The following is a 24,086-nucleotide window of genomic DNA, read 5'->3' on the forward strand; positions in this document are numbered from 1 at the left end:
CATGACGCAATTTAATCCCGTCGATCATCCGCATCGTCGTTTTAACCCGTTAAGCGGGCAATGGATTTTGGTTTCTCCACATCGCGCCAAGCGCCCCTGGCAGGGGGCGCAGGAGACGCCTGCAAAACAGACGCTGCCACAGCACGACCCGGACTGCTTCCTCTGCCCGGGCAACACGCGCGTAACGGGGGATAAAAACCCGGACTACAAAGGCACCTTCGTTTTCACCAACGATTTTGCCGCCCTGATGACCGACACCCCGGACGCGCCGGAAAGCCACGATCCGCTGATGCGCTGCGAAAGCGCGCGCGGAACCAGCCGCGTGATCTGCTTCTCGCCCGATCACAGCAAAACGCTGCCAGAGCTGAGCGTGGACGCGCTGAAAGAGGTCGTCAGCACCTGGCAGGCGCAAACCGCAGAGCTGGGACAGAGCTATCCGTGGGTGCAGGTGTTCGAAAACAAAGGCGCGGCCATGGGCTGCTCTAACCCACACCCGCACGGCCAGATCTGGGCGAACAGCTTCCTGCCCAATGAAGCCGAGCGTGAAGACCGCCTGCAGAAAGCGTATTACGCGGAAAACGGTTCGCCGATGCTGGTGGATTACACCCAGCGTGAGCTGGCCGACGGCAGCCGCACCGTGGTGGAAACCGAACACTGGCTGGCCGTCGTCCCTTACTGGGCTGCCTGGCCGTTTGAAACGCTGCTGCTGCCGAAAGCGCACGTTCAGCGCATCACCGAGCTCAGCGATGCGCAGCGCGACGACCTTGCCCTGGCGCTGAAAAAGCTGACCAGCCGTTACGATAACCTGTTCCAGTGCTCCTTCCCGTACTCCATGGGCTGGCACGGCGCCCCGTTTAACGGCGAAGAGAATCAACACTGGCAGCTGCACGCCCATTTCTATCCGCCGCTGCTGCGCTCTGCGACGGTACGTAAATTTATGGTGGGCTATGAAATGCTGGCGGAAACCCAGCGTGACCTGACGGCGGAACAGGCGGCAGAACGTCTGCGTGCCGTTAGCGACGTCCACTATCGCGAATCAGGAGTCTAAAAAATGAGTCTGAAAGATAAAACACAATCCCTGTTTGCTGAGAAATTTGGCTACCCTGCCACCCACGTTATCCAGGCACCTGGTCGCGTTAACCTGATCGGTGAACACACCGACTATAACGACGGTTTCGTGCTGCCGTGCGCCATCGATTACCAGACCGTCATCAGCTGTGCGAAGCGCGACGATCGTCAAGTCCGCGTGATTGCGGCGGATTACGGTAATGAGACGGACGCGTTTTCCCTCGATGCCCCGATTGTGACGCACGACAGCCAGCAGTGGTCTAACTACGTGCGCGGCGTGGTGAAACACCTTCAGAAGCGTAACAAGAACTTTGGCGGTGCGGATTTAGTCATCAGCGGCAACGTGCCGCAGGGTGCGGGCTTAAGCTCCTCTGCGTCTCTGGAAGTCGCCGTTGGCACCGTGTTCCAGCAGCTTTATCATTTACCGCTGGATGGCGCGCAAATCGCCCTGAATGGTCAGGAAGCAGAAAACCAGTTCGTGGGCTGTAACTGCGGCATTATGGATCAGCTGATCTCCGCGCTGGGCAAAAAAGAGCATGCCCTGTTAATTGATTGCCGCTCGCTGGGTACCAAAGCCGTTCCCCTGCCAAAAGGCGCGGCTGTGGTGATCGTCAACAGCAACTTTAAGCGCACGCTGGTGGGCAGCGAATACAATACCCGCCGCCAACAGTGCGAAACCGGCGCCCGTTTCTTCCAGCAGCCTGCCCTGCGCGACGTAACGCTCAATGAATTTAATAAAGTGGCGCACGAGCTGGATCCGGTCGTCGCCAGGCGAGTTCGTCACGTGCTGACGGAAAATGCCCGTACCGTTGAAGCCGCGTCCGCGCTGGCGAAAGGTGACCTGAAACGCATGGGTGAGCTGATGGCGGAATCTCACGCCTCCATGCGCGATGATTTTGAAATCACCGTTCCGCAGATCGACACCCTGGTGGACATCGTCAAAGCCACCATCGGCGACAAAGGTGGCGTGCGCATGACGGGCGGTGGTTTTGGCGGCTGCATCGTTGCGCTGGTGCCTGAAGAGATGGTCCCTGCCGTACAGGACGCCGTGGCGAAGCAGTACGAAGCAAAAACAGGTATCAAAGAAACCTTCTATGTTTGTAAAGCATCACAAGGAGCCGGACAGTGCTAAACGAAACACCTACCCTTGCACCGGATGGTCTGCCGTATCGCCTGTTAACCCTGCGCAACAGCGCAGGGATGGTCGTTACGGTGATGGACTGGGGTGCAACCCTGCTTTCTGCCCGCGTACCGATGCCGGACGGCAGCGTGCGCGAGACCCTGCTCGGCTGCGCCTCGCCTGAGCAGTACGTCAATCAGTCCGCCTATCTGGGCGCGTCCGTTGGGCGCTATGCTAACCGCATCGCGAAGAGCCGTTTTGAGCTCGACGGCGTGCAGTACACCCTGCTGCCAAGCCAGGGTGAGAACCAGCTGCATGGCGGACCGGAAGGGTTTGATAAACGCCGCTGGAAGATTGTTCGTCAAAACGACGGGGAAGTGTTGTTCTCGCTGGATTCGCTTGATGGCGATCAGGGCTTCCCGGGAAACCTTATCGCGTCCGCGCGCTTTACGCTGACCGACGACAACCGTATCGCCGTTGAATACCGTGCGACGGTCGACAAGCCGTGTCCGGTCAACCTGACCAATCACGCGTACTTTAATCTGGACGGTAACCAGTGCGACGTGCGTAACCACAAGCTGCAGATCCTGGCGGATGCATACCTGCCGGTTGACGAGATGGGCATTCCGTATCAGGGCCTCAAAAACGTGAGCGGCACCAGCTTTGACTTCCGCAGCGCGAAATCCATCGCCCAGGATTTCCTGAGCGATGACGATCAGCGTAAGGTAAAAGGCTACGACCACGCTTTCCTGCTGCAGACCAAAGGTGATGTGAAACAACCTGCCGCACAGGTCTGGTCTGCGGATGAGAAACTGCAGATGACGGTTTATACCACTGCCCCTGCCCTGCAGTTTTACTCTGGCAACTACCTCGGCGGCACGACGGCGCGCGAACACGATGAATACAGTGACTGGCAAGGCCTGGCGCTGGAGAGCGAGTTCCTGCCGGACAGCCCGAACCATCCGGAATGGCCACAGCCGGACTGCGTGCTGCGCCAAGGTGAAGAGTACGTTAGCGTCACAGAGTATCATTTCATTCCGCGCGCTTAATGCCCGGCGGCGCTACGCTTGCACGGGCCTACGGGTGCCGGATAAGCGAAGCGCCATCCGGCAAAAAACGCCAGCCCTCACAACGAGGGCTTTTTTCTGCGCGCTTTGCTGAAAATAGCGCCGATCGCAGACAAAATCATAACCCTGGATTCACAAGCATCTTACACTCAGAGGCTATTTTCGCTATGGTTAGGGTTAAGCGTTGCTGGTGGCATGGCCACGGCAATATAATGAGAATTGTTATCATTCTAAAAATGCTTGAGGAGTAAGAGATGGCTATTACTAAGCTGGTTCTGGTGCGTCACGGCGAAAGCCAGTGGAACAACGAAAACCGCTTTACCGGTTGGTACGACGTTGATCTGTCTGAGAAAGGCGTAAGCGAAGCAAAAGCAGCAGGTAAACTGCTGAAGGAAGAAGGCTTCAGCTTTGATTTTGCTTACACCTCTGTGCTGAAACGTGCCATCCACACCCTGTGGAACGTGCTGGACGAACTGGATCAGGCCTGGCTGCCGGTTGAGAAGTCATGGAAACTGAACGAACGTCACTACGGTGCGCTGCAGGGCCTGAACAAAGCGGAAACCGCTGAGAAATATGGCGACGAGCAGGTTAAACAGTGGCGTCGCGGCTTCGCAATCACCCCACCAGAGCTGACCAAAGATGACGAGCGCTACCCGGGCCACGACCCGCGTTACGCGAAGCTGACCGACGCTGAGCTGCCAACCACCGAGAGCCTGGCGCTGACCATCGACCGCGTTGTGCCTTACTGGAACGAAACCATTCTGCCACGCCTGAAAAGCGGCGAGCGCGTGATCATCGCGGCTCACGGTAACTCCCTGCGTGCGCTGGTGAAATACCTGGACAACATGGGTGAAGACGAAATCCTCGAACTGAACATCCCAACTGGCGTACCGCTGGTGTATGAGTTCGACGAAAACTTCAAGCCAATCAAACACTACTACCTGGGTAACGCAGAAGAGATCGCGGCGAAAGCAGCGGCTGTCGCAAACCAGGGTAAAGCGAAGTAATTTTCGCCAGACAAAAAAAAGCGCGGAGCCTTCCGCGCTTTTTTATTTGTGCCTGAGGCACTCAGCCGCGACGCGCTTTTACCGCATTCGCCAGCTGACGCAGGATGGTATCGGTATCGTCCCAGCCAATACAGGCATCGGTGACGCTTTTGCCATACACCAGCGGTTCGCTGCCTTCCAGGTTCTGGTTACCTTCAACCAGATGGCTTTCGATCATCACCCCAATCACCGCCTTCTCACCGCCGGCAATCTGCTGGCAGACGTCTGCCCCTACTTCCATCTGCTTTTTAAACTGCTTGCTGGAGTTGGCATGGCTGAAATCGATCATCACCTGCGGTGGCAGCCCGGCTTTTTCCAGCCCGACCTTCACTTCTGCCACGTGTTTTGCACTGTAGTTTGGCTCTTTGCCGCCGCGCAGAATGATATGACAGTCACCGTTACCGCTGGTGTTAACGATGGCGGAATGGCCCCATTTGGTCACCGACAGGAAGCAGTGCGGCGCGCCCGCTGCGTTGATGGCATCAATAGCTACCTTCATCGTGCCATCAGTGCCGTTTTTGAAACCCACCGGGCAAGAGAGACCGGACGCCAGCTCGCGGTGCACCTGAGATTCAGTGGTGCGCGCGCCAATTGCGCCCCAGCTCATCAGGTCAGCGAGGTATTGTGGCGTAATCATATCCAGGAACTCACCGGCCGCAGGCAGGCCGCTGTCGTTGATTTCCAGCAGCAGCTTGCGGGCAATGCGCAGGCCGTCGTTGATCTGGAAGCTGTTATCCATGTGTGGATCGTTAATCAGCCCTTTCCAGCCCACGGTGGTACGCGGTTTTTCGAAGTAAACGCGCATCACGATTTCCAGTTCGCCTTTCAGCGCTTCACGCAGGGTGAGCAGCCGTGCGGCGTACTCTTTCGCAGCTGCAGGATCGTGAATGGAGCACGGGCCAATCACCACCAGAAGACGATCGTCATTACCTTTGAGGATCTTATGGATCGCTTTACGAGCATGAGACACCGTGTTTGCGGCATTTTCAGTGGCGGGGAATTTCTCAAGGAGCGCTACGGGAGGTAATAACTCATTGATCTCTTTAATGCGTAAATCGTCGTTCTGATAATTCATTTTCTTTCCAGCTCTGCCATATCTTTAGTAATGAAAGCAATCCTTTCAATCTATCTTGTCGACCAGAAAGTGTAAACACGGTTTTACACTTCACGCAGATAATTCCTGGAATTCGCCTAAAAATCGCCACAAAATAGCGAAAAATGAGATCTAACCTAAGCTTTTTAACTGTAACAACCAATTTTACACGCTTAAACGCGATTCCCTACTGACGCAAGTCCGTAAGGCGGAATCTTTCGCCTCTGAAAAAGATGCACTGTTGGAGAATGTTATCCAGCGTAACGACAAGAACAGGAGCACCATGATGAAAATGACAAAACTGGCAACCCTCTTCCTGACCGCCACACTCACTCTGGCCAGCGGCAGCGTCCTCGCCGCGGAAACGGGCACATCAGACAGCAACGGGGATGCGAATGCGGCTGCAGCAGCAGGCCAGCCCGCCCCTGATGCGAAACAGAATATCGCCCCGAATAATGTCGACAACAGCCAGATCAATACCGGCAACACCAACACCGGCGGCACGATGCTGCATCCCAACAGCAGCGGTTCCGGCACCATGAACCATGACAATATGAGTTCAGATGAGATTCATAAGAACTCGATGTGTAAGGACGGCAAATGCCCCGATCCTAATGACAAAGTAGGAAACGACGCGAATACCAAAACCGATGGCACCACCCAATAATGGGTGGTGATCGGGAAGAAAAAGGAGAGCTCTGGCTCTCCTTTCTTTTTGGAGTAACCTATTAAAAACGCTACACTAAAAACAATAACACATCAGGAAAGCAGACATGGCGCACTCCCATTCCCACTCACACTCTCCCGGCAACGACAACGCGAAGCGACTTCTGCTGGCCTTTGGCGTTACGGCAACGTTTATGGTTATCGAGGTCATTGGCGGCCTGGTTTCCGGCTCTCTGGCACTTCTGGCTGATGCCGGACATATGCTGACCGATGCCGCAGCGCTGCTCTTCGCTCTGCTGGCGGTGCAGTTTGCGCGTCGTCCTCCGAATGCGCGCCATACCTTCGGCTGGCTGAGGCTGACAACCCTTGCTGCGTTTGTTAACGCCATTGCGCTGGTAGTCATTACCGTTCTTATCGTCTGGGAGGCCGTACAGCGCTTCAGACACCCGCAGCCGATCGCCGGGGCAACAATGATGGTGATTGCCGTGGCAGGGCTGCTGGCGAATATCCTGGCCTTCTGGATTTTGCACCGCGGCAGCGGGGAAAAGAACCTCAACGTACGCGCTGCAGCTCTGCATGTTCTGGGTGATTTGCTCGGTTCAGTCGGGGCGATTGTCGCCGCGCTGGTGATTCTCTACACCGGCTGGACGCCTGTCGATCCAATTCTGTCCGTGCTGGTGTCATGTCTGGTCTTGCGCAGCGCCTGGCGGCTACTGAAGGAGAGCGTGAATGAACTGCTTGAAGGGGCACCGGCATCGATGGATATTGACGAACTGAAGCGCAACCTGCGCCGTTCAGTCCCGGAAGTACGCAATGTTCATCATGTGCACGTCTGGCTGGTGGGGGAAAAACCGGTCATGACGCTGCACGTCCAGGTGATCCCGCCTCACGACCACGATGCGCTGCTTGAACGCATCCAGCACTTTCTTGAACATCACTACGAAATTGGCCATGCCACCATCCAGATGGAGTATCAGCCCTGTAACGGGCCGGACTGCTACCTGAACGAGGCGCAGTCCGGACATTCAGATCATCACCACCACTAGCTGGAAAGCGCGTGAGAACCTCGCTCACGCGCGCTGTTAATCCACATCCGGCTGCCGTTCAGCGCGATGAAGGTCAGCAGCAGATATTCCAGCGACATCGCATAGACGCCCTGCAGGGCGAAGATCGCCACGCTAATCACATTGATGATGACCCAAAGCAGCCAGTTCTCAACGTATTTACGGGTCATCAGGATCATCGCCGCAATCGACAGCACCATCATGCAGGAATCCCAGAACGGGAAGGCATCCGGCTGGAGCACTGGCATCGTCACGTTCAGGCCGAAACCTGACATGACCGAAACGGCAACGCGGGTCAGGAACGCAAACACCGGGTTGATATAGGCGGTCATAAAACCAATGGCAACCACGCAGGCAACAAACCAGGCGATGGCTTTCGGCAAGGGAAGCCAGCGGATTTGAAGCTCAGCCTCCTGCTGGCTGTTCTGACGTGACCACGCGTACCAGCCGTAAATATTGGCGGCGAAGAAGAACAGCTGCAAAAGCAGGCTGGCGTACAGTTGGATCTGGAAGAAGATAATCGCAAACAGCGTAACGTTAATCAGCCCGAACGCATAATTGCTGATTTTCTCCAGGCTTGCCAGCCAGATACAGAGTAATCCCGCCAGCGTGCCAACGGCCTCAATCCATGACAGGTCATAGCCACCTGCACCAATCGGTATATGAACCAGAATGTTCTGCGTGCTAAAAAAATCCATCTTTTCCCCGTGGCGTTTTGAATTAAGTACGTAGTGTAGCCGCAAAATCCAGCATGCGGTTAAGCGGAATTAACGCACCTTCACGCAGGGCGGCATCCACATGGATTTCATGCGCTGCACCGCCTGTCTCGAGCCCTTCGGCAATGGCCTTCAGGCCGTTCATCGCCATCCACGGGCAATGCGCACAGCTGCGACACGTTGCGCCCTCACCCGCAGTTGGCGCTTCAAGGAGCTCTTTCTCCGGCACGGCCTGCTGCATCTTATAGAAGATACCGCGATCGGTCGCCACGATGAGCTGCTTGTTAGGTAACGTCCTGGCCGCGTTGATAAGCTGGCTGGTTGAGCCCACAGCATCCGCCATGTCGACTATCGACTGCGGTGATTCAGGGTGAACAAGAATAGCGGCGTCAGGATAAAGTGCCTTCATGCGCGCCAGCGCCTGGGTTTTGAATTCGTCATGCACAATGCAGGCGCCCTGCCAGCAGAGAACGTCAGCCCCCGTCTGCTTCTGGACATAATTTCCAAGATGACGGTCAGGTGCCCAGATAATTTTCTCACCCAGGCTATCCAGATGTTCAATCAGCTCAACGGCGATGCTGGAGGTGACAACCCAGTCTGCCCGCGCTTTTACCGCCGCAGAGGTGTTGGCGTAGACCACCACGGTCCGGTCAGGATGAGCGTCACAGAAGGCCGTGAATTCGTCAATCGGGCAGCCCAGATCCAGCGAACATTCCGCATTGAGCGTCGGCATCAGAATGGTTTTTTCAGGGCTGAGAATTTTTGCCGTTTCACCCATAAAACGCACGCCAGCGACCAGCAGCGTGGAAGCGGGATGTCTTGCACCGAAGCGTGCCATCTCCAGTGAGTCAGAAATACAGCCTCCGGTCTCTTCCGCCAGTTGCTGAATTTCCGGGTCGGTGTAGTAATGGGCCACCATCACCGCATCTCGTTCTTTGAGAAGACGTTTGATCTTCTCGCGATAGAATTGCTTTTCATCCTGGCTCAGCGGGACAGGTTTTGGCGGAAACGGATAGATTGCGGCTTCAGGATCAAACATCACACTCATTATGGCTTCTCGTTTTACTGGCTTAACAATATTGCCTTTCTTTTGCATGACATAGCAAAACGCGTGGCAATTGTGTTTTGTATACTAAACAAGATAGCGAATATGAGAGGAAAAGTCACCGGAAATAGGTGCGGATAGCATTTGTAGGCAGATAGCAAAAAGGCGCCTTTAGGGCGCCTTTCTACACTGGTGGGTCGTGCAGGATTCGAACCTGCGACCAATTGATTAAAAGTCAACTGCTCTACCAACTGAGCTAACGACCCCTTGCGGGATTTATTTCTTCGAAGTGGTGGGTCGTGCAGGATTCGAACCTGCGACCAATTGATTAAAAGTCAACTGCTCTACCAACTGAGCTAACGACCCGTTCGGGTGCTGACTTCGAAGATTTTACTCGGTACCACTTTTAAGTGGTGGGTCGTGCAGGATTCGAACCTGCGACCAATTGATTAAAAGTCAACTGCTCTACCAACTGAGCTAACGACCCGAGTGGTGGGTGATGACGGGCTCGAACCGCCGACCCCCTCCGTGTAAAGGAGATGCTCTACCAACTGAGCTAATCACCCACTCTGTACTGCCGGTATGCGTTAAGTGGTGGGTCGTGCAGGATGACTCGGCTTCGCCTCGCCCTACGGGCCGTTGCTGACGCAACGTTATCCTTCACGTTTTACTACTACTTCCACCTGACTTAGTGGTGGGTCGTGCAGGATTCGAACCTGCGACCAATTGATTAAAAGTCAACTGCTCTACCAACTGAGCTAACGACCCACTTTTACGCTGTTTTCACGTTGTTTGATATCCCGTGGCAACGGCGGCATATATTACTGATTTAAGAATTCAGCGCAACAAAAATTTCGATGAAGATCACTTAACTGCTTACGAATCATGCTGCACGACCAGAAATAACGCGATTTCTGGTCATGCGATAATCATCCCATCGAATTCAGACGTTTTTGCGCCTGCTTAGCACCTTCGGTACCCGGGAATTTAGAGACCACCTGCTGATAAACCGCTTTGGCTTTCGCAGTGTCGCCTTTGTCCTGCATGATGACGCCCACTTTGTACATCGCATCAGGCGCTTTTGGCGATTTCGGGTAATTTTTTACCACGGAGGCAAAATAAAACGCCGCATCGTCCTTTTTACCCTTGTTGTAATTCAGCTGACCGAGCCAGTAATTCGCATTTGGCTGATAAGTGGAATCAGGGTATTTCTTAACAAAGCTCTGAAACGCAGCAAGCGCCTCATCCTGACGAGATTGATCCTGCACCAGGGCAATGGCCGCGTTGTAATCTGTATTCGCGTCACCGCTCTGTACAGGCGCACCTGTTGAAGCAGAAGCATCCGCAGCCGGAGCTGATGTCGCCGCACCGCTCTGATCGCCCGCGGCTTGCTGTGCTTGTGCTGCTGCACCACCGCTGCTCAGGCTATCCATCTGCAGCAAAATCTGCTTCTGACGTTCCACAACCTGGTTCAACTGATACTGGCTTTCCTGAATCTGGCCGCGGAGAGAGTCAATATCGTTTTGGTTATCGGAAAGTTGTTGCTGGAGTTGGGTTAAAAGCTGGCTGTGAGCGTTAGAAATACGCTCGAGTTGAGTGACCCGGTCTTCTACCGAGCCTGAGCCGACACTACTGATTGGTGCCTGAGCAAAAGCGGCCCAGGGGGCCGCTATTCCAACCAGTAACGACAGACTCAACAGATGATGTCTGAAGTTACTGCTCATGCAATTCTCTTAGTAAACCAGTACGGCACGACGGTTTTTGGAGTAAGCCGCTTCGTCGTGACCCAGTACTGCAGGTTTTTCTTTACCGTAAGAAACGATGGAGATCTGGTCAGCAGAAACGCCTTTACCCTGCAGGTACATTTTAACAGCGTTAGCACGACGTTCACCCAGGGAGATGTTGTACTCTGGAGTACCACGTTCGTCCGCGTGACCTTCTACGGTGACTTTGTAAGATGGGTTGCTACGCAGGAAGTTTGCGTGCGCATCCAGCATCGCAGCGAAGTCAGAACGAATGTCGTATTTATCCAGATCGAAGTAAACGATGTTGTTCTGCTGCAGCTGCTGCATCTGAAGACGCGCTTGCTCTTCAGAAGACATGTTGCCATTGCCGTTCGCGTCCATACCGGTGCCGGCACCCATCATGCCTTCGCCGCTCTGGTCATTGCTGGCGTTCTTGTTAGAAGAACACGCTGCGATTGCCATTACAGGCAGAGCGATCATCAGCCCCTTCAGCACTTTGTTCAGTTGCATTTCTATGATTCCTTTAGTAATCAATTAATTATTATTTACAGATACGGCGACCAGGCAGGTGATTTTACCTGTCCATCAGTTGCCGGAATACGCGCTTTGAAACGCCCATCTGTAGAAACCAGATTCAGCACAGATCCCATCCCCTGAGAAGAGCTGTAGATTACCATCGTGCCGTTAGGTGCCAGACTTGGCGTTTCATCCAGGAACGTTGACGACAGAACTTGAACGCCACCCGCTACCAGATCTTGTTTGGCAATGTGCTGCTGCCCACCGTTGGAGCTCACCATTACCATAAATTTACCGTCGCTGCTCACGTCTGCGTTCTGGTTCTGCGAACCTTCCCAGGTAATACGCTGCGGAGCACCGCCGTTGATGTTGACTTTATAGATTTGTGGACGGCCAGCCTGGTCAGAGGTAAACGCCAGGTTTTGACTGTCCGGGAACCATGAAGGTTCGGTGTTGTTGCTGCGACCGTCGGTCACCTGACGGATCTGGCCAGAGCCAATGTCCATCACGTACAGGTTCAGGCTACCGGTTTTTGACAGCGCAAAGGCCAGTTTAGACCCGTCCGGAGAGAAGGAAGGCGCACCGTTGTGACGTGGGAAAGACGCCACCTGACGAACAGCACCGTTTGCCAGCGTCTGGATAACCAGCGCTGAACGGCCGCTTTCGAAGGTGACATAGGCCAGTTTAGAACCGTCCGGAGACCAGGCTGGAGACATCAACGGCTGTGAAGAACGTTTCACCAGGAACTGGTTATAGCCGTCGTAGTCAGATACGCGCAGCTCATACGGGAACTGACCACCGTTGGTCTGCACCACATAAGCAATACGGGTACGGAACGCCCCTTTAATGCCGGTCAGTTTTTCAAATACCGCATCGCTGGCAGCGTGTGCCGCGTAGCGCAGGTACTGCTTAGTGACCTTGTAAGAGTTCTGTGCCAGAACGGTACCCGGTGCACCGCCGGTATCCACCAGCTGCCAGGCCACGTTGTAAGAGCCGTCCGGGTTAGGCGTAACCTGACCCACAACCACGGCATCAATACCCAGTGCAGACCATGCTGCAGGCTGTACTTCCTGCGCGCTACCCGGCTGCTGAGGCAGGCGAGAACGATCTAACGGGTTGAATTTACCGCTGTTACGCAGGTCAGCCGCCACGATGCCACCGGCATCTTCAGGTGCAGCGCCAGGACCGGCCCACTGGAACGGAACAACACCGATTGGGCGTGCCGAGTCCACCCCCTGGGTGATCTCGATACGTACTTCTGCGTGCAGTACTGCTGCCCACAGCATTAAAAAACCAAATGCTACACGTAATGCCTGCTTCATCATATCTCCCTTATCCGGGTAACCTTACCCACGATAATTTAGCAGAATGTTAACAAACTCAAATAGACAAAACTACCAGAACCCTGTGACTAAACCTGGTCTATTTTTCCCCGTTTGCACGGGGAAAATGTAACTTAAGGTTTGAAGTCCAGCGGCGCATTTTTGAAGACTTCGTAAACGGCCTGAGACGGCGGTTTAGGCATCTTCGCCTGACGCGCTGCAGCCAGGGCCGCAGTACATAAAGCCGGGTCGCCACCTTCAGACTTAATATCCAGCAGCATGCCGTCCGGAGCCAGTTTTATACGCAACGTACACGTTTTACCGGTATAGGAAGACGCATCATAGAATCGGCTTTCAATAGCGGATTTAATCTGCGCGGCATAACCGTTGATTTCAGCCCCAGTCGCACCGTTACTCTTAGTGTTACCACTTCCCGTCGGCGCTGCGTTGTTTCCTTTCGCCCCACCGCCCGTTTTCGGTGCATTCTTACCGGAACTCAAATCGCCCAGCAGATCGTCAACCCCTGCGGCAGCGGCAGCTTTTTCAGCGGCGGCAGCCTTCTTCGCAGCGGCTTTTTCAGCTGCTGCTTTCTTATCGGCAGCGGCCTTCTCAGCTGCAGCTTTTTTGTCAGCAGCGGCTTTTTCTGCAGCGGCTGCTTTTTCTGCTGCTGCTTTCTCAGCAGCAGCCGCTTTCTTCGCGGCCTCGGCAGCAGCTTTCTTCTCTGCTTCCTGAGCGGCTTTCTTCGCGGTTTCGGCTTCAGCTTTCTTCTGAGCATCAGCAGCGGCTTTCTTCGCGGCTTCCGCTTCAGCTTTCTTCTGAGCATCAGCAGCGGCTTTCTTCGCGGCTTCCGCCTCAGCTTTCTTCTGAGCATCAGCAGCGGCTTTCTTCGCCGCTTCCGCTTCAGCTTTCTTCTGAGCATCGGCAGCGGCTTTCTTCGCCGCTTCTGCCGCTAATTTTGCCTGGGCATCAGCCTGTGCTTTCGCGTCCGCTGCGGCTTTTGCTGCCGCCTCTTCCGCCTGCTTTTGCTGTTCCTGTGCTTTCTTCGCGGCCTCTTCGGCTTGTTTCTGCTGTTCCGCCTGCTCTTTCGCGGCTTCCTGCGCCTGCAAACGTTCTTTCTCAAGCTGCTTCAGACGCTCCTGCTCTGCGGCCTGCTTTTCACGCAGTTCTTCCGCCTGCTGTTGCGACTGTTTTTCACGCTGCTCTTCAGCCCGTTTGGCACTCGCCTTCTGCTGTTGTTCGCGATTATAGTTCTGTACTACCGCACCGGGATCCACCATCACGGCGTCAATGGAAGACCCTCCACCGCCGCCGGCTGATGCATCAATATGCTCGTCGAACGAACTCCAGATCAGCGCTGCAAAGAGAATAACGTGCAGCACTGCGGAGACGATTATCGCTCGCTTAAGCTTGTCGTTCTGTTCGGTTGCCTTTGACACTATCGGTTCCCAAAAACTACGCGGATGATCAAATAGGTTGGGTCATTAAGCCAACTGACTTAACACCCGCACTATGTAGCAAGTTCAGCGCTTTAATAATTTCATCGTAGGGTACGTCTTTCGCGCCACCGATTAAGAAGACCGTTTTCGGATTTGACTCCAGGCGACGCTGCGCTTCAGCAATAACCTGCTCAGGTGGCAGCTGATCCATTCGATCTTTTTCTACCACAACGCTGTATTGCCCCACGCCGGAAACCTCAATGATAACCGGAGGATCGTCATTGGTGCTCACCGCCTGTGATTCTGTCGCATCCGGCAGATCCACTTCCACGCTCTGGGTAATGATTGGCGCTGTCGCCATGAAGATCAGCAGCAGTACCAACAGGACGTCCAGCAGTGGAACGATATTGATTTCGGACTTGAGCTCGCGACGACCTCGTCCACGCGATCTGGCCATGGTTTACCCCTTGTTGCTCTCGGTGCTGGTAAACGCCTGACGGTGCAGAATCGCAGTGAACTCTTCCATAAAGTTGTCGTAGTTCAGTTCCAGTTTGTTCACGCGCTGGTTCAGACGGTTGTAAGCCATAACCGCCGGAATTGCCGCAAACAGACCGATAGCGGTCGCAATCAGTGCTTCAGCGATACCCGGTGCAACCATCTGCAACGTCGCCTGCTTCACCGCGCCCAGCGCGATAAAGGCGTGCATAATCCCCCACACGGTACCAAACAGACCGATATACGGGCTGATAGAACCGACAGTGCCAAGGAAAGGAATATGCGTTTCAAGGTTTTCCAGCTCACGGTTCATAGAGATGCGCATCGCACGCGAGGCACCTTCCACCACCGCTTCCGGCGCATGATTGTTTGCACGATGCAGACGAGCAAACTCTTTGAAACCACTATAAAAAATTTGCTCGGAGCCTGTAAGGTTTTCACGGCGTCCCTGGCTTTCCTGATACAGACGAGAAAGCTCAATACCCGACCAGAACTTATCTTCAAATGCTTCAGCTTCACGGCCAGCGGCATTGAGGATACGCGTTCTCTGGATGATGATGGCCCAGGATGCGATTGAAAAACCAATCAAAATCAACATGATAAGTTTAACCAGAAGGCTTGCCTTCAGGAACAAATCAAGGATATTCATGTCAGTCACTGCTTAAACTCCGCGACAATAGACTTAGGAAGCGCACGAGGCTTCATTATGGTTGGATCAACACAGACAATCAGTACTTCAGCTGAGTTCAGTACGGTGTTCTCTGCATTGACTATCCGCTGCGTGAAAACCAGTGAGGTCCCGCGCATTGATGTAATTTCAGTTTGGACTTCGAGCATATCGTCGAGTCTGGCAGGCGCAAAATACTCAAGCGTCATCTTGCGAACCACGAAGGCAACTCGCTCAGCCAACAGCACCTGTTGACTAAAGTGATGATGGCGCAGCATCTCTGTGCGTGCCCGTTCATAAAAAGCAACGTAGCTGGCGTGGTAAACCATACCACCGGCATCGGTATCTTCGTAATAGACACGAACCGGCCATCGAAACAGCGTTGTATTCACTTTACATCCCGGTAATGCAACAAAAGTTAATGCTTTTAAACTTCGCTACTATACGCGCGGGAAAGAGGGTTGGGAATGGGAGAAAGTAAACGGAGAGTAAATTTTTATGGGCTCGGGTAAGCCCATAACGTTAACGGACATTTCTTATTCAGAAGAAGAAGAAAATCAAACCGGCGAGAAGCACCAGATCGGCAATCAGCGGGCAAAAAATTCCCTGCCAGTGAACGGCTTTCGGACGAAAGCCCACGCCGTGGATCACACCTGCGCACACCGCCCACATAATGAGGAAGCCATGCCAGATTTCAAGCTCGCTGGTTTTCGCTGCAAAGCGCGAAGGGTCCCAGAAGATACAACCTGCCAGCAGTAATGCCATCACTAAAGAAAGCGCCCGTAACGGGCGCTTATCCATTACCGCATATAACGTTGCGATAATGTTCATTAGTGTTTTTCTTCACCCGCTTTGGTCGCTTCTACGTGCTCAAGCGCCAGGGCAGTGATGACACCAAATGCACAGGCAAGAAGCGTCCCTAAAATCCATGCGAAATACCACATATTCAGCTCCTTACTTAGTACATAGAGTGGGTGTTGCTTTCGATATGTTCTTTAGTGATGCGACCGAACATTTTCCAGTAACACCAGATGGTGTAAGCCAGAACAATCGGAACGAACACGCAAGCAACATACGTCATCAGGTTCAGCGTCATATGGCTGGACGTTGCATCCCACATGGTCAGGCTAGCATTCAGCATGGTGCTGGATGGCATGACGAATGGGAACATCGCAATACCCGATGTCAGGATGATGCACGCCAGGGTCAGTGATGAGAACACGAACGCCAGAGCACCTTTCTCCAGACGAGACGTCAACACGGTCAGCAGCGGTAACAGCACGCCCAGAGCCGGGATCGCCCACAGCGCAGGGGTATTGTTAAAGTTCACCAGCCATGCGCCCGCCTGACGCGCCACTTCTTTGGTCAGCGGGTTAGACGGCGCAGTATGGTTGATCGCAGACGTCACCACGTAGCCATCAATGCCGTACACCACCCACACACCGGCCAGTGCGAAGCAGACCAGCGTGACCAGCGCAGCGACCTGAGCCGTCGCGCGAGAACGCAGGTGCAGTTCACCAACCGTACGCATCTGCAGATAGGTTGCGCCCTGAGTGATGATCATCGCCACGCTCACCACGCCGGCCAGCAGACCAAACGGATTCAGCAGCTGGAAGAAGTTACCGGTGTAGTAAAGACGCATGTATTCGTCCAGGTGGAACGGTACGCCCTGCAGCAGGTTACCGAACGCCACGCCGATCACCAGCGGTGGAACGAAGCTACCGATGAAGATGCCCCAGTCCCACATGTTGCGCCAGCGGGTATCTTCAATCTTGGAACGGTAGTCGAAACCAACCGGACGGAAGAATAAAGAGGCCAGCACCAGAATCATCGCCACGTAGAAGCCGGAGAACGCAGCCGCGTAGACCATCGGCCAGGCAGCGAACAGCGCGCCGCCTGCGGTGATCAGCCACACCTGGTTACCGTCCCAGTGAGGGGCGATGGAGTTGATCATGATTCGACGCTCGGTGTCATTACGACCGAGGAAACGGGTGAGCATCCCCACCCCCATGTCGAAACCATCCGTGACGGCGAAACCGATCAGCAGAACGCCGATCAACAGCCACCAGATAAAACGCAATACTTCATAATCGATCATTTGATGACTCCTGTCTTAGCGTGCCGGCTGAGTAGTCGCAGTGGACTGCTCGTAGTGATAGCGACCGGTTTTCAGGCTGCTTGGGCCAAGGCGCGCGAACTTGAACATCAGGAACAGTTCAGCCACCAGGAACAGGGTGTACAGACCACAAATCAGCAGCATGGAGAAGATCAGATCGCCCGCTGTCAGGGACGAGTTCGCTACCGCCGTTGGCAGCACCTCACCAATCGCCCATGGCTGACGGCCATACTCCGCAACAAACCAGCCGGATTCGATAGCGATCCACGGCAGTGGAATACCGTACAGCGCGGTGCGCAGCAGCCATTTTTTCTCGCCGATGCGGTTGCGAATCACGGACCAGAAGGACGCCGCAATGATCAGCAGCATGATGATGCCGCAGCCCACCATGATACGGAATGCGAAGTACAGAGGCGCAACGCGTGGAATCGAGTCTTTGGTTGCCATCTGGATCTGCGCTTCCGTCGCGTCAGAAACATTCGGGGTATAACGCTTCAGGAGCAGACCGTAACCCAGATCTTTCTTCACGTTGTTGAACTGGTCGCGAATAGCCTGGTCGGTAGAGCCAGCACGCAGCTGTTCCAGCAGCGAGTAGGCTTTCATACCGTTACGGATACGCTCTTCGTGCTGAACCATCAGCTCTTTCAGACCGGTCACCTGCTTATCAACAGAACGAGTGGCGATGATACCCAGCGCGTAAGGGATCTGAATGGAGAAGTGGTTTTCCTGCGCGTCCTGATCCGGAATACCGAACAGCGTAAAGGCAGCAGGCGCCGGTTGGGTTTCCCATTCGGCTTCGATGGCGGCCAGTTTGGTTTTCTGCACGTCCCCCATTTCGTAACCGGATTCATCACCCAGAACGATAACGGAGAGGATTGCAGCCATACCGAAGCTTGCAGCGATAGCAAAGGAGCGCTTAGCAAAGGCGAAGTCACGACCGCGCAGCATGTAGTAAGAACTGATACCCAGGATAAACATCGCGCCGCACACATAGCCAGAAGCGACGGTGTGAACGAATTTAACCTGCGCAACCGGGTTCAGGACCAGCTCGGCAAAGCTGACCATCTCCATACGCATGGTTTCGAAGTTGAAATCAGACGCGATAGGGTTCTGCATCCAGCCGTTCGCCACCAGGATCCACAGTGCGGACAGGTTCGAACCTAATGCCACAAGCCAGGTTACCGCCATATGCTGGACTTTACCCAGACGGTCCCAACCGAAGAAGAACAGACCTACAAAGGTGGATTCGAGGAAGAATGCCATCAGACCTTCAATGGCCAGCGGCGCACCGAAGATATCCCCTACATAGTGGGAATAGTAAGACCAGTTAGTCCCGAACTGGAACTCCATGGTCAAACCGGTTGCCACGCCCAGTGCGAAGTTGATACCAAACAACTTGCCCCAGAACTTGGTCATATCTTTATAAATCTGTTTGCCGGAGAGAACGTATACCGTTTCCATGATGGCCAGCAGGAACGCCATACCGAGCGTCAGTGGCACAAACAGGAAGTGGTACATCGCGGTCAAGGCAAACTGTAAGCGCGACAGTTCGACTATATCTAACATCATGACTCCTTGCTCATCGCATGAAGACTCCGAGAGTGAACCCCGTCAGAAAGAGATCCACACGCATGCCCCAATACAAATTATTCGCATCCTTGTCGTCGTTATTACCCTGAAAGAGGATAAAAACGATGACGTGAGGTTACAAATACGTTAATAAAAAACTCAAATTGATCCCGCAAATATAATACGCTGCAAAACCCTTACAATAAACAGGTTTTTATTGAATCACATTTACGTTTTTCGACGGTGATCAATTTATAGCAAAATTACCACTTTTCAGCCATTTTGATCGGGGACAATTTAGCGCTTTTCCGTGCCTTTTTCCAAGAATTAAACCTTGATTTAAATCAAAAACAAACGCTAATGTTAACCATGTTTAATCATGGTGAGAATGGTAAAAACCATGTTAATGATATGTACATGCAAAGATGTGATTGGTTATCGAAGACGGGAAAAAATATAAACAGAAGTGATTTTAATTAGCGCTAAAGAAAGCATCATTTTCGACGAGGGACAAACAATAAAGCGTAGTCGGGCCAGATTATTTTTCCATTGCATTCATGCAACCCTTCGAAATTACATTTAATTTACTTTTGACACCCCATAAGTTAACACCGCTATGTGACTATTTAATGAAAAAAGGCCGCCCTCTCTGCAGCCTTTTTCGTATCACTGGTTCAGGCGATAAGAATACTAAAGGTTCGTGACTGCCCCGGCCTGAATGCCCCGACAATGCCCTCTCCTTCACACCGATCCATTATCCGTTCATTCATGTCCGTTTCGCAGCACCGTTTCACCGTCGGATTCATGGATAACGTCGTGTCAAATGCGCTGGACTCCGAAGGGTTGAACAGGCGCAGAATGAGCTCATCACGATCTTCAGCCTTTTTGAGCGTACTGAGCACGCATCCCGTTGGCGAAAGCGCTAACAAACTGTAACTTTCCGGCGTGATAAACGACGCGCGATTCAGTTTCATCGCATCCCAGGGAATTTTGTTATAGCACTGCACCGGCGTTAACCACGATTTAGCCTGCTGCGCGACGCCCGCGTTTTCCGGCATGCCACTGAAGCTGAAGAGGCTAAAGCGACAGGTTAACGGCCCGCGAACCTGAGAGTCAGGAACAGGCATTTTGATCCCCGAAGGTCTGCCAGGACGCAACAGCAAATCTTCTTTCCCGAGTAGCCCCACGCCACGCAACAAGGTCAAGGCGAATGCTTTTTTGTCATCGCCCACCACTTCAAACTCACGCAGTCCCTCGGTGAACAGCGCCAGCCCGTTTCGCTTTTCCTGCAGTACGGCATAGTTGAGTAAATTCCAGACGGGAACCGGCGCTTCTTTCCAGCTCTCCTCATGCCAGGTCGCCATCGCCGCGTCCTGCACCGGGCGAGTGAGCGTGCCAAACTGCGTGTCCGCTAACACTTCCTGAGTCGTAAACGGCGTTGGGATCAGTACGCGAACGCGGTGGTCGTCGGCCTGGTTATCCAGACGCACCGCCACATCAATGCGTCTGCTGTGATGACTAAGCGTAATGTCAAACTCAGCGTCGAGATAGCCGTTTCGCTGGCGCGCCGCGCGTTCGGCCAGATTAGCCGGAACAGCGATCCGATGGCGGATAGCCGCCCTGCTCTGCCAGCCTTCGTGCGTGACCTCAACCTGATATTCGCCCTGCGCTGAAGTGAGTCTCCACTCTTCCCGCGAAGGCGAGTAGTCGTACTCATCGCCATCATCAGAACTCTCTTCGATTTCCAGTACGCGGTCATAAATAAGCCCGGTCTCTTTATCGCGCAGGCGCAGCGTGCCGTCGTCATTTACGTCAATCTGCCAGAAGGCATTTTCAAGTAAGGATTCGGTGTCTTTAACCACAGAAAGCATCTTCCCGGCCACGTTCGGTTCGATAAACAGCGTACGGTAGCCCATCGACGGCAGTATTTGGCTGAGCTGAATATCAAACTCCATAAACGGTTCGTAATTGCCGTAATGGACAATCTGCCGGTCAATAAGACCAGGGTCGAGTTCGCGCGCACTGCGAATGAAATAGGGGATCTCGTTGCCTTTTTCATCGCGCAGTCGGAACTGGCTGGCGCGCAGCCGAATCGTGGTGTTCATCACCTCTTCACGCGGCCAGGGCATCAGGTTGAACATCACCAGCTTATCGGCGTCGCTTTGTGGCATGTTGTCGACAATCTTGCGCATATAGAAACGCACCAGGTTGTCAGCCATGTCCTCAGCCAGTTCAAAGCGGGAGACAATCTCGCGGTGCACCTTATCGCAGCAACAGCAGCCGATGCTGTCGTGAGCGTGGTTTTTGAGGATCTCTTTCCACATTTTTTCCAGCAAACCGTGGTGATATTCAAAACCCAGCGTCCAGGCAAGTGTGGCCAGCGGCTCGAGGATATTGACAATTTTGTTCTCGATACGCGCATGGGCGATTTTGATGTCCATGCGCGTGGAGCCGATGGTCCGGTGAACGCGCATGTATTTCCCGTCGATAAACTCCCCTTTCAGCGTCGCTAGTTCATCGCGGTGCGCGTCGATGTGCTCAAACACCTCTTCGAACCGACTCATCACAAATTGACGCTGAGGATAGATTTCACGAAGCTTATCCATTACCGCGAAAATGTTCTGCTGCAGCGGCATCTGGTCATGACCGTTGGGCAGTAAAATTTCTTTGGTCACCGAGGCTTTTTCCAGGACCTCGAAATAGCTGTCGAGCCGTTTTCGCAGCCCTGCTTCGTCCTCCGGTAAGTACTTACCAATCGCATAGCCCAGCGGCAGTACCTGCGCCGTCACTTCACTGCCGTCCTGGCTCTGCCAGAGAAACTCGGTTTTGTCGGTCCCGTGTCGTTCCGAGCAGCCGCGCCAGAACATCGTGCGGGTAATGCCAAACCCGTTATAGATATGCGGTAGCTGGCCGGACATACCAAACGAATCCGGCAGATAGCCGATCCTCATCGGCTCGCCGAACGCCATACAGTCGCGCATGCCGTACATAAGATTGCGGACAATCGACTCACCGCTGACAATCGTGGTATCGGTCTGGGTATACCAGGGGCCGATAATCAGCTTTCCGCGCTCCACAAGCGCTTTCACCCGCGAGCGGTTTTCAGGCACGACGGCAAAATAATCCTCCAGCACCGCCGTCTGTCCATCGAGGACATAATATTTATACTCGTCATCCTGCTCCAGATGGGTCAGGATCTCTTCCATATTATTGACCAGAAGAATACGTGACGCTTCGGTGGTGAAGTACCACTCACGGTCCCAGTGCATATGCGGCGTGATATGAACGCGAGATACAGCTTTCATCTTCGTTTCCTGTGTGAGTGTTTATGGCGTAACGTCTTCAGTAACGTACTTACCGCGCTCAACGGCATGACGCCGCCAGAGAATTAAAACCAGTGTGGAGATGGCGGTCCCCACCAGCGCTGCGCCAAACCAGCCTGCAGCAGCGGCCACACCATTCAGCCCGGCAGGATGCAGTAAAAAGAGGGAGAAAATGCCGGCTCCGGGTGTGGACAACCCAATCCCCATCGCGCCAACAATCGCCCCTGTGGCCATAGAGCCAAGGACAAACGAGCCAATTACCCGCAGCGGATCTTCAATCGCCATCGGGATCGCCCCTTCGGTGATACCCGCCAGCCCAAGCAACCACGTGGATTTGCCCGTCTCGATTTCAAACTGTTTGAAAAGGTGCGGAGCAAGCATCGTTGAGGCGGTCACGGTGAAAGCTGACACCATTTTGACAGAGGCGAATATGGCATACGGTCCGTAGACACCGTTGGCCATCGCCCCCAGGCAGAAAGCATACGAAGCTTTGTTGACCGGCCCGCCCAAATCGAACGAGCACATAAAACCGAGAACGGCTCCGAGCAACAGCGCATTCGCCCCAGACAGCCCGTTAAGCCACGCCGTGAGCGAATTGTTCAGCCATGCCACCGGCTCGCCAATTACAAACAGCATCAGGCTGCCCGCCCCCAATACGCCGATGACCGGATAGAGGTAATAGGTTAAAAAACCGTTGTAACGGGTAGTGAGGCGAATATGATTTTTCACCCAGCGCATCAGGTAGCCAGCAATCAACCCGCCCGCGATAGCCCCCAGAAAACCGGAGCCGATCATATTGGCGGCAAGGCCGGCCGCAAAGCCTGGCGCCAGCGCGGGTTTATCCGCCAGCGAGTAGGCGGTATAGGCAGCGAGCACGGGCACCATCAAAATACCGAGCATACCGCCGCCAAGTTTGCGGTACATCCACAGCCACGAATTCTCCTGATCGAACAGATGCTGCAGGCCGAGTATCTGCGCCAGCAGCACCGCGACGGCCAGCACCGTTCCCCCGGCGACAATCAACGGCACCGCAAAGGAGATCCCGCTGAGAAGCGCCTGCTTAAGCTCCGTCTTAACGCTCTTTTTTTCTGCCTGGACAGGCTGCGTACCCGATGAGGATGGTAATGCCAGCGCACGCTCAATTAACGCTTCGGCATGACGCAGCGGTTCCGCAACCGGCACAGAAATCGCCGGAATCCCCTCGAAACGCTCGCTCTCTTTGATCGCCACTTCCGCTGCGAAGATGCACGCTTTCGCCGCCTGCAACTGCTGAGGAGTAATGCGATCTTCGATGCCGTTCGCCCCCTGCTTTTCGACCACCACGTTAATGCCAAGCTTACGCCCTGCTTTTTCCAGGTATTCAGCCGCCATATAGGTATGGGCAATACCTGCCGGACACGCGGTGACGCAGACGACGGTGGGCGCATTCACCAGAGCGGCAGCCTCGTGTTCCTGCGGGACATCGTCCAGCGCAGCGAGCAGGTCTTCCGCCGTCGCTGCCGCCATCACGCGTCCCCGGAGAGCATCATCCGCCAGGCGAGACGTCAACTCCGTTAACACCTGGATATGTGTGGATCCCGCTTCAGCGGGCGGGATGGCAAGCAGGAAGATCAGCTCAACGTTTTCCGGTCCGTCCACACCTTCCCACTCCAGCGGTTCACTCAGGGTGGCGACCGCAAAAGCCGCTTCTTTCACCACAGCTGTTTTGCCATGGGGCACCGCCAGTCCTTCGCCAAGCGCAGTGGGGCCGAGCGACTCGCGATGAAAGACCTCCTTCAAAAATGCATCGCCATCTGTAATTTTGCCCAGCGCCACCAGTCGCATCGTAAGCTGGCGAATGGCCTCATCACGGCTGGCATAGTGCGCCTGCACGCAGACAGCACTGGTGTGGGTCAGAGTCGTCAGGTTCATAAGATCCTCACACGTAAGTTGTTATTGTCTGGTGGCAATTGTGACAGGCAACACAATACATTTATGTGATCACTTTCACTAACAATGCAAATTTGTATTTA

At 54.0% G+C, this 24,086-nt stretch carries 22 protein-coding genes and 5 tRNA genes; 6 read left to right on the forward strand and 21 right to left on the reverse strand.

What is annotated here, in order from left to right; genetic code table 11:
• The first annotated feature begins 1 nt into the window (after position 1).
• The 4 genes from galT to gpmA all read left to right on the forward strand — a co-directional run bounded on the left by galT (position 2) and on the right by gpmA (position 4,262).
• Positions 2 to 1,048, forward strand: a complete 1,047-nt coding sequence (galT, locus tag FU672_RS07760; protein WP_148242811.1) for a galactose-1-phosphate uridylyltransferase — start codon at positions 2 to 4, stop codon at positions 1,046 to 1,048.
• A gap of 3 nt (positions 1,049 to 1,051) precedes the next feature.
• A complete protein-coding gene (gene galK, locus FU672_RS07765; protein ID WP_148242812.1) occupies positions 1,052 to 2,200 on the forward strand; it encodes a galactokinase in 1,149 nt (382 codons plus the stop codon).
• Positions 2,194 to 3,237 carry a galactose-1-epimerase gene (gene galM, locus FU672_RS07770; protein ID WP_148242813.1) on the forward strand — a complete coding sequence of 348 codons (1,044 nt, stop codon included), beginning with the start codon at positions 2,194 to 2,196 and terminating at the stop codon, positions 3,235 to 3,237. The genes galK and galM overlap by 7 nt, the downstream gene beginning before the upstream one ends.
• A gap of 272 nt (positions 3,238 to 3,509) precedes the next feature.
• Positions 3,510 to 4,262 (forward strand): 2,3-diphosphoglycerate-dependent phosphoglycerate mutase, encoded by a 753-nt coding sequence (gene gpmA, locus FU672_RS07775; RefSeq protein ID WP_023310804.1) that lies wholly within the window; start codon positions 3,510 to 3,512, stop codon positions 4,260 to 4,262.
• A gap of 61 nt (positions 4,263 to 4,323) precedes the next feature.
• On the opposite strand, the gene aroG is transcribed toward gpmA, so the two are convergent.
• Positions 4,324 to 5,376: a 3-deoxy-7-phosphoheptulonate synthase AroG gene (aroG, locus tag FU672_RS07780; protein WP_148242814.1), complete on the reverse strand. Its 1,053-nt coding sequence runs from the start codon at positions 5,374 to 5,376 to the stop codon at positions 4,324 to 4,326.
• A 304-nt stretch (positions 5,377 to 5,680) separates the two neighbouring features.
• Between aroG and FU672_RS07785 the strand changes: the two genes are divergently transcribed.
• Together FU672_RS07785 and zitB are read left to right on the forward strand one after the other, a co-directional pair.
• A complete protein-coding gene (locus FU672_RS07785) occupies positions 5,681 to 6,061 on the forward strand; it encodes a protein YbgS (protein WP_148242923.1) in 381 nt (126 codons plus the stop codon).
• A 106-nt stretch (positions 6,062 to 6,167) separates the two neighbouring features.
• Positions 6,168 to 7,106, forward strand: a complete 939-nt coding sequence (gene zitB, locus FU672_RS07790; RefSeq protein ID WP_148242815.1) for a CDF family zinc transporter ZitB — start codon at positions 6,168 to 6,170, stop codon at positions 7,104 to 7,106.
• Here the strand turns inward: zitB and pnuC are convergent.
• From pnuC to mngA, 20 genes are all read right to left on the reverse strand, one after another.
• Positions 7,103 to 7,822, reverse strand: a complete 720-nt coding sequence (gene pnuC / locus FU672_RS07795) for a nicotinamide riboside transporter PnuC (protein ID WP_148242816.1) — start codon at positions 7,820 to 7,822, stop codon at positions 7,103 to 7,105. The two genes, zitB and pnuC, sit on opposite strands and share 4 nt — an antisense overlap.
• 22 nt (positions 7,823 to 7,844) lie before the next feature.
• Entirely contained in the window at positions 7,845 to 8,888 is a 1,044-nt protein-coding gene (gene nadA / locus FU672_RS07800) for a quinolinate synthase NadA (RefSeq protein WP_123922724.1), read from the reverse strand.
• A gap of 187 nt (positions 8,889 to 9,075) precedes the next feature.
• Positions 9,076 to 9,151 (reverse strand) — tRNA-Lys (locus tag FU672_RS07805).
• A gap of 24 nt (positions 9,152 to 9,175) precedes the next feature.
• Positions 9,176 to 9,251: transfer RNA gene (locus FU672_RS07810), tRNA-Lys, on the reverse strand.
• Between the two features lie 45 nt (positions 9,252 to 9,296).
• Positions 9,297 to 9,372, reverse strand: a tRNA-Lys gene (locus FU672_RS07815).
• Positions 9,373 to 9,375: 3 nt separating this feature from the next.
• Positions 9,376 to 9,451: transfer RNA gene (locus FU672_RS07820), tRNA-Val, on the reverse strand.
• Between the two features lie 126 nt (positions 9,452 to 9,577).
• Positions 9,578 to 9,653 (reverse strand) — tRNA-Lys (locus FU672_RS07825).
• A 161-nt stretch (positions 9,654 to 9,814) separates the two neighbouring features.
• The gene (gene cpoB, locus FU672_RS07830) at positions 9,815 to 10,609 is read right to left on the reverse strand and encodes a cell division protein CpoB (protein ID WP_148242817.1); all 795 of its coding nucleotides are present in this window, start codon (positions 10,607 to 10,609) and stop codon (positions 9,815 to 9,817) included.
• Positions 10,610 to 10,618: 9 nt separating this feature from the next.
• On the reverse strand, positions 10,619 to 11,140 hold the full coding sequence (gene pal / locus FU672_RS07835) for a peptidoglycan-associated lipoprotein Pal (protein WP_003858578.1): 522 nt from the start codon (positions 11,138 to 11,140) through the stop codon (positions 10,619 to 10,621).
• A 35-nt stretch (positions 11,141 to 11,175) separates the two neighbouring features.
• Positions 11,176 to 12,468, reverse strand: coding sequence for a Tol-Pal system beta propeller repeat protein TolB (gene tolB, locus FU672_RS07840; RefSeq protein ID WP_116343916.1), 1,293 nt, complete (start codon positions 12,466 to 12,468; stop codon positions 11,176 to 11,178).
• Between the two features lie 134 nt (positions 12,469 to 12,602).
• Entirely contained in the window at positions 12,603 to 13,904 is a 1,302-nt protein-coding gene (gene tolA / locus FU672_RS07845; RefSeq protein WP_148242818.1) for a cell envelope integrity protein TolA, read from the reverse strand.
• A 28-nt stretch (positions 13,905 to 13,932) separates the two neighbouring features.
• Positions 13,933 to 14,361, reverse strand: coding sequence for a colicin uptake protein TolR (gene tolR, locus FU672_RS07850; RefSeq protein ID WP_003858589.1), 429 nt, complete (start codon positions 14,359 to 14,361; stop codon positions 13,933 to 13,935).
• A 3-nt stretch (positions 14,362 to 14,364) separates the two neighbouring features.
• A complete protein-coding gene (gene tolQ / locus FU672_RS07855; protein WP_008501101.1) occupies positions 14,365 to 15,057 on the reverse strand; it encodes a Tol-Pal system protein TolQ in 693 nt (230 codons plus the stop codon).
• The gene (ybgC, locus tag FU672_RS07860) at positions 15,054 to 15,458 is read right to left on the reverse strand and encodes a tol-pal system-associated acyl-CoA thioesterase (RefSeq protein WP_148242819.1); all 405 of its coding nucleotides are present in this window, start codon (positions 15,456 to 15,458) and stop codon (positions 15,054 to 15,056) included. Before ybgC ends, tolQ begins: the two co-directional genes overlap by 4 nt.
• Before the next feature lie 148 nt (positions 15,459 to 15,606).
• A complete protein-coding gene (gene ybgE / locus FU672_RS07865) occupies positions 15,607 to 15,897 on the reverse strand; it encodes a cyd operon protein YbgE (protein ID WP_010428735.1) in 291 nt (96 codons plus the stop codon).
• On the reverse strand, positions 15,897 to 16,010 hold the full coding sequence (gene cydX, locus FU672_RS07870) for a cytochrome bd-I oxidase subunit CydX (RefSeq protein ID WP_003858598.1): 114 nt from the start codon (positions 16,008 to 16,010) through the stop codon (positions 15,897 to 15,899). Before cydX ends, ybgE begins: the two co-directional genes overlap by 1 nt.
• A 14-nt stretch (positions 16,011 to 16,024) precedes the next feature.
• Positions 16,025 to 17,164, reverse strand: coding sequence for a cytochrome d ubiquinol oxidase subunit II (gene cydB, locus FU672_RS07875; RefSeq protein WP_023334940.1), 1,140 nt, complete (start codon positions 17,162 to 17,164; stop codon positions 16,025 to 16,027).
• Positions 17,165 to 17,179: 15 nt separating this feature from the next.
• Positions 17,180 to 18,748 (reverse strand): cytochrome ubiquinol oxidase subunit I, encoded by a 1,569-nt coding sequence (cydA, locus tag FU672_RS07880; protein ID WP_148242924.1) that lies wholly within the window; start codon positions 18,746 to 18,748, stop codon positions 17,180 to 17,182.
• A 677-nt stretch (positions 18,749 to 19,425) separates the two neighbouring features.
• Complete coding sequence (gene mngB, locus FU672_RS07885; RefSeq protein WP_148242820.1) at positions 19,426 to 22,056, reverse strand: mannosylglycerate hydrolase; 2,631 nt, start codon at positions 22,054 to 22,056, stop codon at positions 19,426 to 19,428.
• 21 nt (positions 22,057 to 22,077) lie between these two features.
• Positions 22,078 to 23,985 carry a PTS 2-O-a-mannosyl-D-glycerate transporter subunit IIABC gene (mngA, locus tag FU672_RS07890; protein ID WP_148242821.1) on the reverse strand — a complete coding sequence of 636 codons (1,908 nt, stop codon included), beginning with the start codon at positions 23,983 to 23,985 and terminating at the stop codon, positions 22,078 to 22,080.
• Between the last annotated feature and the right edge of the window lie 101 nt (positions 23,986 to 24,086).

The organism is Enterobacter asburiae (assembly GCF_008080435.1).
Taxonomy (GTDB): Bacteria; Pseudomonadota; Gammaproteobacteria; order Enterobacterales; family Enterobacteriaceae; genus Enterobacter; species Enterobacter asburiae_C.

Excerpts from the sequence above, each read along its gene's own strand:
- galT (WP_148242811.1), top strand. The coding sequence starts at position 2 with ATGACGCAATTTAATCCCGTCGATCATCCGCATCGTCGTTTTAACCCG.
- galK (WP_148242812.1), top strand. The coding sequence starts at position 1,052 with ATGAGTCTGAAAGATAAAACACAATCCCTGTTTGCTGAGAAATTTGGC.
- gpmA (WP_023310804.1), top strand. The coding sequence starts at position 3,510 with ATGGCTATTACTAAGCTGGTTCTGGTGCGTCACGGCGAAAGCCAGTGG.
- aroG (WP_148242814.1), bottom strand. The coding sequence starts at position 5,376 with ATGAATTATCAGAACGACGATTTACGCATTAAAGAGATCAATGAGTTA.
- FU672_RS07785 (WP_148242923.1), top strand. The coding sequence starts at position 5,681 with ATGAAAATGACAAAACTGGCAACCCTCTTCCTGACCGCCACACTCACT.
- zitB (WP_148242815.1), top strand. The coding sequence starts at position 6,168 with ATGGCGCACTCCCATTCCCACTCACACTCTCCCGGCAACGACAACGCG.
- pnuC (WP_148242816.1), bottom strand. The coding sequence starts at position 7,822 with ATGGATTTTTTTAGCACGCAGAACATTCTGGTTCATATACCGATTGGT.
- nadA (WP_123922724.1), bottom strand. The coding sequence starts at position 8,888 with ATGAGTGTGATGTTTGATCCTGAAGCCGCAATCTATCCGTTTCCGCCA.
- cpoB (WP_148242817.1), bottom strand. The coding sequence starts at position 10,609 with ATGAGCAGTAACTTCAGACATCATCTGTTGAGTCTGTCGTTACTGGTT.
- pal (WP_003858578.1), bottom strand. The coding sequence starts at position 11,140 with ATGCAACTGAACAAAGTGCTGAAGGGGCTGATGATCGCTCTGCCTGTA.
- tolB (WP_116343916.1), bottom strand. The coding sequence starts at position 12,468 with ATGAAGCAGGCATTACGTGTAGCATTTGGTTTTTTAATGCTGTGGGCA.
- tolR (WP_003858589.1), bottom strand. The coding sequence starts at position 14,361 with ATGGCCAGATCGCGTGGACGAGGTCGTCGCGAGCTCAAGTCCGAAATC.
- ybgE (WP_010428735.1), bottom strand. The coding sequence starts at position 15,897 with ATGAACATTATCGCAACGTTATATGCGGTAATGGATAAGCGCCCGTTA.
- cydX (WP_003858598.1), bottom strand. The coding sequence starts at position 16,010 with ATGTGGTATTTCGCATGGATTTTAGGGACGCTTCTTGCCTGTGCATTT.
- cydB (WP_023334940.1), bottom strand. The coding sequence starts at position 17,164 with ATGATCGATTATGAAGTATTGCGTTTTATCTGGTGGCTGTTGATCGGC.
- cydA (WP_148242924.1), bottom strand. The coding sequence starts at position 18,748 with ATGTTAGATATAGTCGAACTGTCGCGCTTACAGTTTGCCTTGACCGCG.
- mngB (WP_148242820.1), bottom strand. The coding sequence starts at position 22,056 with ATGAAAGCTGTATCTCGCGTTCATATCACGCCGCATATGCACTGGGAC.
- mngA (WP_148242821.1), bottom strand. The coding sequence starts at position 23,985 with ATGAACCTGACGACTCTGACCCACACCAGTGCTGTCTGCGTGCAGGCG.